Raw genomic sequence first — 15,017 nt, forward strand, 5'->3', positions numbered from 1 at the left:
CCCCAGCTCCGAGGCAGCCTCAGGCACCTCGGTCACTACGTCAGCAGCGCGATACAGGGCCAGCGCGTCACGGCCATCCGTGATCCCCTCTCCCACAGCAAGTCGGAAAGCGCCCCAGGTCTCCTCGCGGTGCAGCACCCAGCGCAGAAGCCGGTAACGCGGTGCCGGAGCGTCGATCGCGCCAAGCTTGCGCAGCTCCGCACGGCGCATCGCACGCAGCGTGCGCTCCCACACCAGCGCCGCCGACAACGAAGCAACTCCGTAGAAGACCGCGGCCGGCACGCCGCCCACCGCGTCCGCGTGCGAGATGTTTATGCCAGCACTCAGGCCGGCGTACACCCACACCAGAAACCGGTCGACGCCCGCCGAATCGCCCGCCAGCGTCGCCTGCCAGGCTAGGACCGCGACATACAGCGCCGCCGCGTCCAACGTCAGCGGCACCAGCGGCGCCCATGCGCCAAGCCCGAACCAGTCACGGCCCGCCGCGACCAGGCCATGCCACGACGACACAGCTGGCGCCGCCACCACAACCACGAACGGCACGGCGAGCACCAGCCGCCGCACGCACGCCGCCGTCCGATCGAGCCATCCGTTCTTCATGCCTGACTCCCCCTTACGCCATCGAATCGGCGGCGACGCGCTGGACCCCCGCCGATGAGCAGCAGCTGATCAACGCAGCGGCGCCGTCGACCACGCCCACTCCCGGAATGGCTGTCAGGCGGTCCGTCCGGCAGTGCGACACGGATCTTCCCTTCCTTGGAAGACGTTGCTCTGTGGAAGGTGCAGAGCCGGGCAAGGCTGTGACAGCCGCTTCGCCCACCTCAGCCGTGGACCCCAGGGTCGAGCACTATCGATGTATGAGCGCGCTGGGTGGTATTGGCCTGGCAGGGTCAGGTCACCTGGCCGCACCTGACTAACCTGTACCGCCAGCCCAACAGGACGGGCCCGACCCCACATCGCTGTGGGGTCGGGCCCGCCCTGCTGTCTAGCTAGGTGTGGCGCGTCGTGCCCAACGACGGGGGTCTCGTTGCCGTGCGAGGTCGTCACGTTAGGTGTTGGCGCGGGCGATCCTCACCGACCCTCGCGTGCTGGTCCTGGACGACGCCACCTCAGCCGTCGACGCAGGGGTGGAGGCGGAAATCCACGCCACCCTGCGGCGGGTGATGCGCGGCCGGACGACGCTGGTCATCGCCCACCGGCGCAGCACGTTGCAACTCGCCGACCGAATCGCCGTCCTGCACCACGGCGAGGTGGTCGACGTCGGGACCCACGAAGAACTCACCGCACGCTGCGAACGCTACCGACTCCTGTTGTCCGGGCACGACGAGTGCACCGTACGGTACGTGTGCTGAGTCGAAGGCGAACGAGACCGTTCGGCCGGGAGTCAGCTCTGGTTGGATTCCTCGATCGCGGCGTTCAGTGCGATAGCCAGCGACCTAGCGGGGACACGCACCGAGAACGCCGGCTTGTCAAGCGTCTTGCCGGCGGGGTCGGTGTCGTAGATGTCGATGTCGGCGTCCTCGCCGATGACCGCCAGGTCCAGGATGCGCGCCGGCGGCGCCGTGTACTCGTCCTCGCCTTCTCCCATGGCGGCGATACGAATCTGCTCGATCATGCCCATGCCGCACCACAGTAGTGGAGCGGGTCGCCGCGGACGTGGCGCAGCTTGGTCGGCTGCGGCGCGTACGGCGTCGGTGTCTCGAGTGCCGCCGCGCTCGTGCCTTGCTTAGTGGCGCTCATGCGTTCCTCCTCGGGAGTCGTGTCACCTTGTCGAGCGCCTGGCGGTGCTCCTCGGAAGTCTCGACCGCGAGGATGAACCACCTGAAATTGGGCTCGCGGATCCCGGCGCGACTCTCTAACCTGTCCAAGGCTCGAAGGGGGCGATGTCGACGACGGTCGAACAGGTTGATCAGGTTGGACAATCGGCGTGGCTTCGCCGGCTCGCGGGGTACTGCTGGCGCCACCGTACGGCGCTGATCCTGGGCCTGACGGGCTCCGTTGTCGGTAGCGCGGTCGCGGCCCTGTCGCCGCTGATCGTCCGCGAGATCATCGACGAGGTCGTCCTCGCGCGCCGACAGCCACTACTGCCCTGGCTGGCCCTCCTGGTGGGCGCGGGACTTGGGCGGTTCGCCGCGAGCTTCGTTCGTCGCTACTTCGTCGGACGGGTCCACATCGGCGTCGACTACGCGCTGCGCATCGACGTCTTCGAGGCTCTGCAGAGACTGGACGGCAAGCAGCAGGACAGACTGCGAACAGGGCAGGTGGTCAGCCGGGCGATCTCCGACGTCACCACGGTGGAGAACTCCCTCCAGAACATCGTGCTGGTCGTCGGCAGCCTGCTGATGTTCGTGATGTCCCTGGTCATCATGGTCGGGCTCTCGCCGCTGTTGACTGTGGTCGCCCTGGTGACCGTGCCGGCCCTGTTCCTGCTGGCCCGACGCGCCGGGAAGGTGCTGTGGCCCTCGTTCTGGGACTACTCCCACCGGTCCGGTGAACTGGCCGGCGTAGTCGAGGCCGCGGTGACCGGCGTACGGGTCGTGAAGGGCTTCGGCCAGGAACGGCACGAGCAGGAGCGGCTGGAGGCATCGGCCGCCGACCTCTACGCCGCCGGCATGCGGCGCACCCGGATCGCGTCGAAGTTCTTCCCCACCTTCAACGCGATCCCGGCACTCGGCCAGGTGTGCGCACTCGCCCTGGGTGGCTGGCTGGCCTTGCGCGGCGACATCACGCTGGGCACCTTCCTCGCGTTCGCGACGTACCTCGGCTCGATGGTCGGGCCGGTGATGGTGATGGTCGGTCAGATCGAACGGTTCCAACAGGCACAGGCGGCGCTGCTCCGCATCTTCGAGATCATCGACACCAAGCCCACTGTCGCCGACGCGCCCGGAGCGGTGCAGGCGCCGATCGGCGCGGTGTCATTGGAGCTGGACGGCGTGACGTTCGGGTACGACGACGGACGTGCCGTGCTCCAGAACGTGTCGCTGCGGGTCGATCCAGGCGAGACGCTGGCGCTGGTGGGTGGCACGGGTTCTGGCAAGTCGACCGTCGCCCTGCTGCTCTCCCGCTTCTACGATCCGCAGGAGGGCAGCGTCCGGATCGGTGGTCGGGACGTACGTGAGCTGTCGCTGGCATCCCTGCGCTCCCGAATCGGGATGGTGTTCGAGGAGAGCTTCCTGTTCTCCGACGCGGTGGGCTCCAACATCTCCTTCGGCCGGCCCGACGCCACCCAGGACGACATACGGGCGGCGGCGCGGGCAGCGGAGGCGGACCGATTCATCTCGGCGCTGCCGGACGGCTACGACACCGTGGTCGGCGAGCGTGGCCTCACCCTGTCCGGCGGGCAGCGGCAGCGTGTGGCGTTGGCGCGGGCGATCCTCACCGACCCTCGCGTGCTGGTCCTGGACGACGCCACCTCAGCCGTCGACGCAGGGGTGGAGGCGGAAATCCACGCCACCCTGCGGCGGGTGATGCGCGGCCGGACGACGCTGGTCATCGCCCACCGGCGCAGCACGTTGCAACTCGCCGACCGAATCGCCGTCCTGCACCACGGCGAGGTGGTCGACGTCGGGACCCACGAAGAACTCACCGCACGCTGCGAACGCTACCGACTCCTGTTGTCCGGGCACGACGAGGAACTCGAAGGCACCGACGGCGCAGCGGCACCGCTCAGTGAGCACCGACCCGTGCTGACCCGCAAGCTGTGGGACAACCCGCCGCTGGAGGAGGGCACTGGCGCGTTCGGGGCGTCCGGCCTGCCACCTGAGAAGGCCGCCCTGGTGGCCACCCTCCCGGCGTTGACCGACGCACCGGATGTGGACATCACCGACGCGCGGCAACCGGTCCCCGCGTTCGGACTGCGCCGGCTGTGGCGATCGTTCCGGACCGGCCTCGCGTTGATCGTGGGTTTCATGGTGGTGGAGGCGTCGGCGCAACTAGCGGTTCCGTACCTCACCCGCACCGGCATCGACCACGGTGTCACCGCCGGCGACGCCGGCGTGCTGTTCACCATGTCGGCGATCGCGCTCATCGTAGTGGTCTTCGCCTGGTTGCTCCGCCGCAACCAAGTACGCATCACCGGACGCGCCGGCGAACGGATGCTGTTCTGGCTCCGGGTCAAGACCTACGCACACCTGCAACGGCTCGGCCTGGACTACTACGAGACCGAGCAGACCGGCCGGATCATGACCCGGATGACCACCGACATCGACTCGCTGACGTCGTTCGTCCAGACGGGTCTCGGCCAGGCCGTCGTCGCCGGACTGTCCTTCGTGGGTGTGCTCGGCGTCATGTCCACCATCGACGTTGGCCTCACCCTGTCGTTGCTCGCCCTCGTGCCGGCGGTCGCCATCGCCGTCCTGCTGTACCGCCGCTACTCCAACCCGGCCTACAGTCTGGTGCGCGAGCGGCTCTCCGCCGTCAACGCCAACTTCACCGAGAATGTCAACGGGATCCGCGTCGCCCAGGCCTATGGCCGGGAGGAGCGTAACTCCACGCTGTTCCGGCGCCTGGTACGCGACCACTACGACTCCAAGATGCGCTCCCAGGTCTACCTGACCTACTTCTTCTCCTTCATCGAGTTCGCCAACGAACTCGCTGTCGCGATCGTGCTCGGTGTCGGCGCCACCCGCGTGGCGGGAGGCAGCCTCACGACCGGCAGCATCGTGGCGTTCATGCTCTACATCACGATGCTGTTCTCCCCCATCCAGCAGATGTCACAGGTTCTTGACGGGTACCAGCGCGCCAGAGTCGGCCTCGACCGCATCCGCGAGTTGCTGGCCACGCCCACCTCCACCCCGCCGCCCGTCGACCCTCTGCCCGTACACCGAGTCGCGGGCCACATCGAGTTCGACGACGTACGGTTCCGCTACACCCATGACGCCGAGGAAGCCCTCAGCGGCATCGACCTGCGCATCCGTCCCGGCGAGACGGTCGCCGTCGTCGGGGAGACCGGTGCCGGGAAGTCCACCCTGATGAAACTCCTCGCACGCTTCTACGACCCCACCGAGGGCAGCGTCCGCGTCGACGACAACGACCTGCGCCGCCTCGACCTCACCACCTACCGGCACCGGCTCGGCGTCGTACCCCAGGAGGCATACCTGTTCGCCGGCAACGTCCGCGACGCCATCGCCTACGGCCGCCCCGAAGCCAGCAACGCCGAAGTCGAAACAGCCGCCCGAGCGGTTGGCGCAGACGACATGATCGCCACCCTCCGCCATGGCTTCCTCCACCCCGTCGGCGAACGCGGCCGCAACCTATCCGCCGGCCAACGCCAACTCCTCGCTCTGGCCCGCGCCCACCTCGTCGACCCCGACATTCTTCTCCTCGACGAAGCCACCGCCGCCCTCGACCTCGCCACCGAAGCCGCCGTGACCCAAGCCACCCAGCGGCTCACGCACCGCCGAACCACCCTGGTGATCGCCCACCGGCTCGCCACGGCCGCCCGCGCCGACCGCATCATCGTCCTCGACCGCGGCAAGGTCGTCGAGGTCGGCACCCACGACGAGCTCCTCGAACTCCGCGGCCGCTACGCCGACCTCTGGTCCGCCTTCACCGGCGAGCCAGGGCCCTCCGCAGGCGAGGATCACGGCCATCGGAACCAGGAATCCACCGTGTCGGGTGATCCCCTGGTTCGTTGAGCAGCCAGGCCCACGTGCGCGCGGGTCCGTCCTTGACGTCCAAGCCAAAGTCCCCTCCCCCGCGGTAGGTGCGAAAGGGGGCCGTGCCGGATTGGAGCATCTCGGCTGGCGACGACTGGCCAGGCAACGTCGTCGTGCCATGGCCGACCCGGGCGAGCCGCGACCGTAGGACTACGACTCGGTCGTGATCAACACGTGCGGCGAGTCTCACGCGTTCCTCGGCCAGGCGTTGATGGTCACGGATGAGCTTGGCCCCACTGCCTGCAAAGTTCGAGCTCGCGGAGTGGATCGAAATATCACCGAACGCCCGTGGCTAGGACCGGTCCCGTCCATCTGAGGTTGCCTTCAAGGAAGCGCTCCTCCCCCAAGCCACTGACGACATCCGCTGTGGCTATCCGCCTCACGCAGCTCGGACGAACACGCCTCCTATGTGGACTGGTTCGATCATTCCCTCGCCGCCGCGATCCGCTGGATCAGGCCGTTGGTCCACTCGACAGCCTCTTCCACAGTGAGGGCGCAGTCGATCCCGTCAGCGGCGTTGGCGTAGACCGTCGCCCACGTCGGCCCGGCGGTGACAACCGGCGGCCACGCGTGCGCGCGCCGCGATGCGAACAGCCGCTTGCACGTGACGCGGACGGCGGCCAGGTCCACCTGCTCGGTGAGTAGGAGCTGGAGGTCGACCAGATCGTGGGCTCGTTCGTTGCCCGGGGCGGAGCATGCATGCAGCTTCTGCGCGATCTGGTGATCCACCGGCAGGACCGGGATCGGGGCCGGATCGGACAGCCCGAGCTGGGCGAATACCTCAGCCAGGTCCTGCGCGAGATGCATCTCCGGGTGGTCGGTGTCCCCGATCTCGTCGTGCCCAACCTCGAGCCGAACCGTCAGCCACGACCGTCCCTGGTAGGAGACCTTGATGTCGTAGGGCTGGATGACGTACTCGGGCGGCACGCCGACCGGTTTCGCCGGTCTGACCGGCACGAGTTTGCCCGTGAACCCGGCCCAGCCCTTCGCGAGTGCGGCGCCGTACTCGACCAGGAACTCATCCATCGTTGCTCGACGCGCCACGTCCAAGTCCGGGGTGAACCGGGATCTGGAGTGCCCGAGGCGAAGCTTCAGCGCAGTGCCGCCCTTGACCGCTCCCGCGGGCAGCAGCTGCGCGAGCGCCACGTTGGCGACCGCCCGCTCCAACCGGGTCACCGCCAGTTCGCTGGATGCGAGGTCGCGGAACCTCGCCTTCAGGGAGGTCAGGTTCCTGGGCGGCTCGGGCCGCTTCAAGGTCAGCGCGGACTGCTTCGACTGGGCAGGGGTTGAGTCGGTCACCCGTGCATCTTGGCGTCCCGGCGGGCAAAACGCGCACGCAAAGCGCCCTGCTCGAGCCGTGTCAGCAGCCCGGCCCGGCCCGCCGCACCGATCGCGTCCCGCAGCCGGTCGCTCATGACCGTGTCCATGCAGTCGATGATCGCCTGGGCGACGGTCGTCTGCGCGATGCCATCCTCCACGGTGAGCACCCCATCCGGCAGGTTCCGGCGGATCGCGTGGACAACCGGCGGCAAGGTTTTCGACACCCGATGCGGGGTGCCGACCGTGATCCGGGACGGGTTCACCAGCGCGAGGTTATGGCGAGCCAAGACCGACTCACCCATGAGATAGGCGTCATCACCGACGAGCCGGACAGCGAGCGCGTACTGGTCGAGATCACTCGGCGGAACCGTCGGGTCCCGGTACACGCCGTAGCCGACCCGCTCAAGCGCCCCGCGGGCAGCGAGCTTGCGCAGCTCGACGATGGGAATCCCTTCATCGGCCGCATCGCGGGTAGAGACCAAGCCGTACTCACCGAGGGCGATCTCGTGGAGCACCTCACGATAGCTGCGCCTCGACCGGGCCTGTGGCATGCATGAACCGTACCAAGAACGGTACGGTTCATACAGAATTTAGCCTGGTACCGTCGCCTTGATGGCGACGCACACCCAAGTGAGCCCTCCACCTCAGAGGAGGCCGAGCTCGTCGCTCAGTACCGCTCCACCAGCTTGTTGTCGGCGAAACGGCTGATCTGCATCCTCGGTGGCTTACCTTCTCGCCGGTGGCGGGGTGGCCCATGAGGTCGCCCACGTAGGTCGTCGACGGATGGGGTTATGCCTCGCAGCCCAATCGGTCCCGTCAAGTCCTTGCGGCGGGCCTCGATGGCGCTGCTGACTACTAGTTGTGGAGGCGGCTCTCGCCGAGGTGGAGGTGGAGATCGACCGACTCGGGTGCGTGGGTGATGGTCAGGTCGAGTTGGCGCAGCGTCCAGTGTGCCCAATAGAGCCGTAGCCGACTGGGCTCCAGGGTCTCGGTGAGGACGTCGTCCAGTTTGTCGATGGCGGCTTGCTGGACGCCTGACCAGCGGGGGTCGATGGTGCACCAGGTGAGGGCGAAGAGGAGGCCGACGAGGGTGAAGTGCCGGTCGCCGCGTGCGACGTGCCAGTCGACGACACCGGTGATCTGGCCTTGGTGGTCGACCAGGATGTTCTCTGGCCGGTAGTCGTTGTGGATGAGGTCATCGCCTGTCATCTCGTGCGGTTCTGCGGCGCCGATCTCGCGGATCCGGCGCAGGAGCCGGCGGCTGCGGTCGCTGTGCTGCTCGAGTGTTTGGTGGCGATAGAACGCGGGCCCGCTCGTGCGTAGGTGCAGCGGTGGTACGGGGATGTCTGGGCGCTCGGCGAGCAGGTGGGCGAAGCGTTCGTTCACGGCGACCATCGCGTCGATCGTGGTGACGTCGACGTCGACGGCCGGGCTGCCCGGGAGGCGTTCCTGGACGACCGCGACGGCACCGTCGCCGACCTCGACGAGCAGATCATGGCGCGGCACGGGCAGGCCGCGGGATCTCGCGAGACGGAGGATGTCGGCGTTGGTACGAAGCTGGTCGAGTGGCGCGTGGCTGCGGGTGACGACGGCATCTCTGCCGTCCGGCCATCGCACGTAGGCCCCTCCAGAGTCGCCATGCTCGGCCATACCGACAAGTTCCAGGCCGGCGCGGGTGCGGGCGTTGATCTCGGCCACCAGTCGTTCGGGTACGAACCTGCTCGCCTGGCCTACCGAGTCCCCAGAACCCATGCTGCTCTCCTCCAGAGAAGCGTCTACGAGGGCAGGTCCTACCAGCACGCGCCGACAACCATCACACGGCGTGTCAGCCAATGAACCAACCAATCGAGCGTCCCAACCCTGCTGGACGCAGTGGGGCACAAAGCGCGGGTAAGAGAGGTCCAGTACAGCGCATGGTCAGGCGACCGAATGGCCCTCGCCTGAGGATCGAGGGTCGAAAATCGAGGGGCGCCGCTGAGAGAGTCGGCCTAGCCTCAAGATCGTGATCGAGGTCCGTCGAGCAAGCTCGGTAGAGGAAGTGATGGTCGCGATCGACGTTCTCGATCGGATCTTTGGCGCGCACGAAGGATGGAACGCCACTCGAGACCGCAACATCGAGGCCTACGGTGCCGATCCGGCGCTCTTGGCCATTGCTCTCGACGAAGGGTGCGTGGTCGGTGCGGTCGGCTCCGACGGCGCTGGAACGGTCACCGCCGTCGGTGTGGATCCTGCCTACCGTGGCCACGGAATCGCTCGCCAGCTCCTCGGCGAGGCGGAAGACACGTTGCGACAGCGCGGAGCACACAGCGTCGGCCTCGGCGCCGTCGACGACGCCGTCGACTTCTACCTCCGATGTGGCTACGTGCCACAGCTGCTCGTTCAGTTCCGATCCGAAGTCGAGAGCCCGCAGTCGATCGTCCAGGAGCTGCTGACCGGCCCCTTGCGCGATCACGAGGTCTCCCAGACCGAGTTCCAGGGCAGCCCACAGCTGTGGGTCCAGGTCGACACCGTCGACTTCACCTTCAAGGGCCAGATCGAGGCCGTCGCGCCCGGCACGGTCGCCGGGTACATCATGAGCAAAGAGCTTTAGCGGTCAAACACCCCAGCCGACACGGAAGAGCATCGACGCAGGTCAGCTCCGGGATCTACTCAGCCGCCGGCCGGACCTGCTCGTCCTCTCCCCCATGCTGGAGGGCCCCCACCGGATACGCCGCGGCGCGTCTTAATGCTGACCAGAAACCCTGCCTGATCGCGATCTTGGATCCCTCGTCGTCCCGGGTGGGTACGCCAAGGCCTTCGGCGTAGCGGAGTAGTTCACCGTCCAGGTAGTTCGGGATGCCGTTCGGTACGGACTCGCTACGCAGTAACGCGTCGAGGTGGTCACGGCTGGCTCGGCTAGCCCAGCGGTCGCCGAACCTTCGTCCGACCTGTGTGGCGTCAGAAGGAGGGTCGGCGGCGTCGGCTTCCCTGTCTTCGTCCGCCTGCGCCGGGGTGCTGAGCTCCTCGAGCTTCGGTATGACAGCGACCACCCGCCTGCGGGAGGCTGGCCGCTCCGATGGGCCGAAGGGCACGCTGCTGGTGGCGCTGGACAACTTCGCCAAGTCGGCCGGACTGCCCGCCGGCCGTACCACGACGGCAGGCTCGGGGTGAAGTGGTGAGGAGGTGGAGGGCACCGCTGAGGGACTCGCGAGAGCGCCGGGAGATTTGAGCTGGACGAATCTAGCGATCAGTTTGGCCGGAAGGACCCATCGACGGTCCGCCTCTGCGATGAGAGCCTGACTCTGGTTGTACTCCACCCTCGCCGCCTCGACAGCCCACAGGTGCACCCGTACACCGAAGTCCTGCGCTTCCTCCAGCCCGCGCCGTAGGTCCTCATCACCCCCAATGAGGACGACGTCGCAGACCGCACGATTGCGGGCCAGAGTCGCCAGGTCGCGCTGTAAGAAGGAGTCCACCCCCTTCTGTTCGAGCCGGCCGTGCCGCCACACCGTCTCGCCCAGGCGGACCTTCACGTTCGGCAGCAGACCCAGAGCCTGATGTTCGGGGGTGGGCCGGCCCTTGATCGCGCCGTCGTACCAGAGGACTCGCAAGATCGGCAGCGAAGTCTGCTTCTCAGCCTCCTCGATGAGCGTGCCGATCAGGGCGGGGTAGTCAACGGAGAGTGCGGCGCGATCCGCGTCATCATCGAGCAGTGCCGCGGCAGCACCGAGCAGGTAGCCGGCGTCGACCAGCACAGCGCATCTATCCATGGCCGGAACCCTCCCGATCATCGCTGGCACGAGCCCGCCGGCTGGCCCGGTCGGAGCGACAACGCTACCGACAACTGGCCCCTGGCCCGACCGTCGAGCACGTCAGTCCACTGGTCACAGCCCACACTGGCAAGGACTAGGGCGAAGCTCGTCGGCGAGCCGGTGCCTGGGCACACCGGCTCGCCCAACAGGTCCGATCAGCGTTGCTCTCGGCGGGCCCGGTACACAGCCTCGAGGAAGGCGAGAACGCCAAGGAAGGTCTGCACCGCGCTAGCTGGGCCGTCCAGCCACAAGACCAGCACGGCGAGCGAGGTGGCGAGAGCCAGTCCGGCCAGAGGGTTGGGAGCACCCTTCTTCGGTTGTCGGTGGTCGGGGAGACTATCGGGGTCAAGTAGGTTCAAGAGCGGGGCTCCTTCGGTTGTGAACGCGGTGATGGCTTCGCAGGCCGGTCGTGATGACAACTACGGAGTTCAATCTGGTGGCCTCGCCTGTTTGCCCAGGCGGGGCCACCAGCGACGCTAGTACGGGGCACCCCCAAATCTGGACGCGGCAGGATGCAGCGTCCAGGCGCCTGCACAGGTCGCCTGGCGCGACGCGGTTGAGCGGCAGGAGGGTGGTTGAATCGGCGGATCAGCCGCGGTCGGCCTGCTGACCCGCAGACCGGGACGGCCTCATCCGTCGAGACTGTGCTTCGCAACACGTGTCTCACGGCTAGCTCGACCCGGCTGTCCGTTGCGGGCAGGTGGAGCGGAGCGGTCAACGAAATCCTCGCGAGCCTTACGGTCGAGCTTGCCGTAGTCTTTTAGCGCTTCGCTCAGTGAGTGCACGCTGACTTCGGAAGGAATTTCGAGGTTTCGTTCGGCCCACCCGACGATCTCGTTGAACGTCGCCGTCGCAGTCACTGGGTGGTGACGCACCAGCCAGTCGAACATTTCGGCTACAGGTTTCTGGATGTCTACGTAGCTGCCGGGAAATTCCGTGAGGCTCTCGCGCTGGCTGGCAAAGTCGTTGAGCACGGCGACCTTGATGGTGTCGGCCACGGCCCGAGTCGGAACGATCGTGTCCAGGCTCGCCGCTACATTCCAAGCAAGGTTCTCGGCGACGTCACGAACGGCATCCCTTTTGCGCCACCGTAGGGCCCAGCGCTTGCGAACTTGGGGCCGCTCCCAGAGCGAATAGTGGAAGCTTCGAGCGAGGTTGTCCCACAACTCAGCGACCCCCGGGGGCTGCGCGGAGTGGTCCTGTGTTCCCGTGACAGCCGCGATGACGGCCTCCGGGGACCGCTGCCGCTGTTCGACCCACTCCTGGACGACTGGACGAGACCACACACTGCGTCCAGCAACGGTGGCCTGCGGAAGCGGTACTTCCTCCTCCCCACGGGAGATGTAGGCGCGCAGGGTGGATGCAGCGATGCCAGCGATCTCGGCCATGCTAGGCACGCCGACGAGTTGATCACCCGTCAACTCAGGCGCCGCAAGTGTCACGACGCACTGCGGCAGTGGCCGATCACCCGGGCGGCGCTTCGCCCACAGCGCCAACTCGTCGAGCCACCGCTCGGGCGTGGACTCGTCGCCTTCGACCTCTCCAACTTCCAGGACCCGTCCTCGCGCGGGGTCGCCGCCATCGACGAGCAGGTCCGCAACGCTGACGGTAACCGCGGCGGGCACCGGCCGGCGAACGTACTCCTCTCTTGCGGCGTCCCAAACCTGGGAGGGCCGGTACCACCTCGTTCCGTCCCAGCAGTAACCACCGGCGCGGAACAGTTGCGCCTCACCACGGGTCTCCCAGGCCAGAACTGTGTGGATGCCCGAGACGTCCTCGTTCTTGTACAAGACGACCGACCGGCCATGCTCGCGATGCCAGCGCACACACCAGGCCAGGTCGCGCCGCTGAGGATCAGTGGTGAAGGCCACCCACCCCTTCTCCTCGCGCAAGACATCTTTACGACCCCACATGTCATCCGCCTTCTTGCGACTGACCGCTTCGATGGCGGCCGGGTCGTCCAGCGGGATGTGCGAGTCGTCAACGAACGGCAGATCCGGGATGGGATGATCGGTGCCAAGTCCGTTAGCGACCGCACGATACTGGTACAGCGCCACTGCCAGCTCCCTCGTTCGATGTGTTGCCTATTGCTACATCGGTACTGCAGATAGTTATACAGCGACTCGTTCCAGTAGTCCGGGAAGACACGCCGAACCCGCTGCGTGTCGCGCCGCCACGCACACGGCGTTGCGAACTCTGGTGCGTACTGCTGACTCTCATGAGCGGGTGGACTCGCGGCGAGGCTTCTCGCGAAGCCGCGGTAGACGCTGGCGAACCGCATGTAGGCCACCTCGTCGAGCCCGCGCAACGGCCCCAAGATGGCGAATCCGACCTCGCGGGATGGCGCACCGCCGTAGCGTTCCCCCGTGATCAACCGTGTCCGGTTATGAAGAGACCAATGTCCGGATCCCGCCATGTGCCTTCGACGCTTTGGCGACAGTTGCGGCCCGGCGGGGGGCCTCACGGGACGAAACAGTCCGTCAGCTGCTGAACGCGCACATCGAGCGGCAGGAACGCTGGGAGGCCGATGACCGGCTCACCCACATCTCTACGGTGCTGCGCTATCCGCGGCCGCCACGTTGGCGAGGCGATCAGCGAACAGACAAGCCATTGCGACTGCGGCTAGCCCCCGGCCAGATGCTGCGGGCCCGCGCCGTTTCGCTGAAGCTGCCGGGACAGCGACAACGCGCACACCACGACTACCCAGCCCGGCTGCTGACCGATGCGGTGATGACCGCGATTGCCATGGAAGAAGACTTCACCGACGAGTTCCTGGAGGGTCTACTCCCAGTGCTTCGGCACAGCTCGGCGCTCGGGCTGTGGCAGCTGGCGGTGGCCGCGACCATCACCACCCCTGAACACCTCGTCTACCAGGGTGCAGAGGACTGGTACGGCAGGCGGTTGACGCCCGAGGCACCCAGATTCAGCCGCCACGCGCTACTGGTAGCCGAAGCACTGGACGATGAGGTGGCCTGGCACTCCCCAGTTCGCTTCCAGGTAGCGACCAACATCGCCCGCCACAAGCTCACGGGCGCCAACGCCGAGGCAAACGAGCAGATGCTCTACGAACAACAGGCCGAGTGGCACGCGCTGCGCCAGCGCCTGCGCAAGCCCGGACCGGAGCGTGCCCAGTACCTGAGGACAACGACCAGCTACGACTGGACCGGACGTGGCGGGACGGCGGTGTGGCGAGCCGAACGCAGGGTCGCGGTGCAGGACCTCGAGGAATGGTTGGTCAAAGGTGACCCGGGGGGCTCCGTTGAGCGGGTGGTATCGCCACCCGAGTGGTCGGTCCAAGTTCCCGGCGCCTGGCGCGCCCTTACTTTCCCAACCATGCCGACACCACAGCCGTACGCGACATGGGCGGCGGAGGGTCGAGTACTGACCTTCCCCTACAACAACAAACAGGCGGTCTGGCCTCTGACCGCGCGGCAGGGGCGGCACGGGTGGGAACCGGTACCTGATATCGAGCCGATCATCAGTCCCGCACGCAAACTGCGGTCTGACCAGATCGTCGGCTTCATCGAAGCCGTACTCATCAACTGGAACGACGGGGATGAAGACTCCGTCTCCCACCACAGACTGCATCTTCCTGTCGACAAGGCCTTCGACTTCGGCTTGATCACCGCCGAGGAGCAACGGGAGGCGCGGGCTCAGGCCCGCACGGCAACCCTGCGAACGATGGACGAGATCATCGACAAGCTCACCGAACACGAGCGTCACCTCCGCCCGGGGCTTGAACGCGCGAAAGGCGATGCTCGTCGGTTCGGGCGACTTGCCAAGGAGGCCGGCGTCAGGTTCAGGATTACCAGGGCGATGTGGCCGTGGCCAGGGAGGTCGGTGGTCGACGAGCTTTCCGCAGGAACCCGGCCCGCCCTCCTAGATTTCCTAGCCGACTGGGCGTACAGAAACAGCCAATTGGTGCTGGAGCAGTCGATGGAGGCGGCCTGGGATCAAGCGTTTGACCGCTACGGGCGTCGAGGCTGACATCGGGCCATGTGACACCCACCGTTAGAGCGGCTCTCTTCTCGCTGAAAATCGGCGCAGGATCGGGGTGTAGCAACACCGTCCGCTCCTGAGGAGAGCCCACAATGGACCACCCTCGTCCCTCCGACGACAACCAGCCATCTCCCCTTCCATCGTCTAAGCCGCCGGTGCCGCCGGATCCGGTAGCTGGTATCGCCTTGGCCACGGCGGCCGCAGGGGTCGCCCTGTGGCTGCACGGACCGGGCGCCGCGGTGGAGGTGTT

Annotated in this window: 12 protein-coding genes and 2 pseudogenes; 4 read left to right on the forward strand and 10 right to left on the reverse strand. The window is 67.0% G+C overall.

Annotated elements, in window-relative coordinates; translation table 11 throughout:
- Positions 1–111: 111 nt before the first annotated feature.
- Positions 112–600 (reverse strand): annotated as a pseudogene (locus tag HEB94_RS54880) (DUF2637 domain-containing protein); the annotation flags it as partial.
- Between the two features lie 452 nt (positions 601–1,052).
- Between HEB94_RS54880 and HEB94_RS32530 the strand changes: the two are divergent.
- Positions 1,053–1,352, forward strand: coding sequence for a hypothetical protein (locus HEB94_RS32530; RefSeq protein ID WP_192753399.1), 300 nt, complete (start codon positions 1,053–1,055; stop codon positions 1,350–1,352).
- Between the two features lie 32 nt (positions 1,353–1,384).
- On the opposite strand, the gene HEB94_RS32535 is transcribed toward HEB94_RS32530, so the two are convergent.
- Together HEB94_RS32535 and HEB94_RS52840 are read right to left on the reverse strand one after the other, a co-directional pair.
- On the reverse strand, positions 1,385–1,621 hold the full coding sequence (locus tag HEB94_RS32535; protein ID WP_192753400.1) for a hypothetical protein: 237 nt from the start codon (positions 1,619–1,621) through the stop codon (positions 1,385–1,387).
- Positions 1,612–1,740 carry a hypothetical protein gene (locus HEB94_RS52840; RefSeq protein WP_273376920.1) on the reverse strand — a complete coding sequence of 43 codons (129 nt, stop codon included), beginning with the start codon at positions 1,738–1,740 and terminating at the stop codon, positions 1,612–1,614. Before HEB94_RS52840 ends, HEB94_RS32535 begins: the two co-directional genes overlap by 10 nt.
- 143 nt (positions 1,741–1,883) lie before the next feature.
- Here HEB94_RS52840 and HEB94_RS32540 point away from each other — a divergent pair, with 143 nt between their 5' ends.
- On the forward strand, positions 1,884–5,636 hold the full coding sequence (locus HEB94_RS32540; protein ID WP_192753401.1) for an ABC transporter ATP-binding protein: 3,753 nt from the start codon (positions 1,884–1,886) through the stop codon (positions 5,634–5,636).
- 444 nt (positions 5,637–6,080) lie between these two features.
- On the opposite strand, the gene HEB94_RS32545 is transcribed toward HEB94_RS32540, so the two are convergent.
- The 3 genes from HEB94_RS32545 to HEB94_RS32555 all read right to left on the reverse strand — a co-directional run bounded on the left by HEB94_RS32545 (position 6,081) and on the right by HEB94_RS32555 (position 8,729).
- Positions 6,081–6,956 (reverse strand): nucleotidyl transferase AbiEii/AbiGii toxin family protein, encoded by an 876-nt coding sequence (locus HEB94_RS32545; protein ID WP_202896686.1) that lies wholly within the window; start codon positions 6,954–6,956, stop codon positions 6,081–6,083.
- Positions 6,953–7,528: a type IV toxin-antitoxin system AbiEi family antitoxin domain-containing protein gene (locus tag HEB94_RS32550; RefSeq protein WP_192753402.1), complete on the reverse strand. Its 576-nt coding sequence runs from the start codon at positions 7,526–7,528 to the stop codon at positions 6,953–6,955. The genes HEB94_RS32545 and HEB94_RS32550 overlap by 4 nt, the downstream gene beginning before the upstream one ends.
- Before the next feature lie 304 nt (positions 7,529–7,832).
- Positions 7,833–8,729: a phosphotransferase family protein gene (locus HEB94_RS32555; protein ID WP_238361699.1), complete on the reverse strand. Its 897-nt coding sequence runs from the start codon at positions 8,727–8,729 to the stop codon at positions 7,833–7,835.
- 250 nt (positions 8,730–8,979) lie between these two features.
- Between HEB94_RS32555 and HEB94_RS32560 the strand changes: the two genes are divergently transcribed.
- The gene (locus tag HEB94_RS32560; RefSeq protein WP_192753403.1) at positions 8,980–9,567 is read left to right on the forward strand and encodes a GNAT family N-acetyltransferase; all 588 of its coding nucleotides are present in this window, start codon (positions 8,980–8,982) and stop codon (positions 9,565–9,567) included.
- A 55-nt stretch (positions 9,568–9,622) separates the two neighbouring features.
- Here HEB94_RS32560 and HEB94_RS32565 read toward each other — a convergent pair whose 3' ends face one another.
- The 4 genes and pseudogenes from HEB94_RS32565 to HEB94_RS32580 all read right to left on the reverse strand — a co-directional run.
- Positions 9,623–10,726: an NYN domain-containing protein gene (locus HEB94_RS32565; RefSeq protein WP_192753404.1), complete on the reverse strand. Its 1,104-nt coding sequence runs from the start codon at positions 10,724–10,726 to the stop codon at positions 9,623–9,625.
- 197 nt (positions 10,727–10,923) lie between these two features.
- Positions 10,924–11,127: a hypothetical protein gene (locus HEB94_RS32570; protein WP_192753405.1), complete on the reverse strand. Its 204-nt coding sequence runs from the start codon at positions 11,125–11,127 to the stop codon at positions 10,924–10,926.
- 270 nt (positions 11,128–11,397) lie between these two features.
- A complete protein-coding gene (locus HEB94_RS32575; protein WP_192757214.1) occupies positions 11,398–12,825 on the reverse strand; it encodes a helix-turn-helix transcriptional regulator in 1,428 nt (475 codons plus the stop codon).
- 194 nt (positions 12,826–13,019) lie between these two features.
- Positions 13,020–13,112 (reverse strand): annotated as a pseudogene (locus tag HEB94_RS32580) (transcriptional regulator NrdR); the annotation flags it as partial.
- A 32-nt stretch (positions 13,113–13,144) separates the two neighbouring features.
- Here HEB94_RS32580 and HEB94_RS32585 point away from each other — a divergent pair.
- Positions 13,145–14,755: a hypothetical protein gene (locus tag HEB94_RS32585; RefSeq protein ID WP_192753406.1), complete on the forward strand. Its 1,611-nt coding sequence runs from the start codon at positions 13,145–13,147 to the stop codon at positions 14,753–14,755.
- Positions 14,756–15,017: the final 262 nt, after the last annotated feature.

Origin of the sequence: Actinopolymorpha pittospori, assembly GCF_014873875.1 — a bacterium.
Lineage (GTDB): Bacteria > Actinomycetota > Actinomycetes > Propionibacteriales > Actinopolymorphaceae > Actinopolymorpha > Actinopolymorpha pittospori.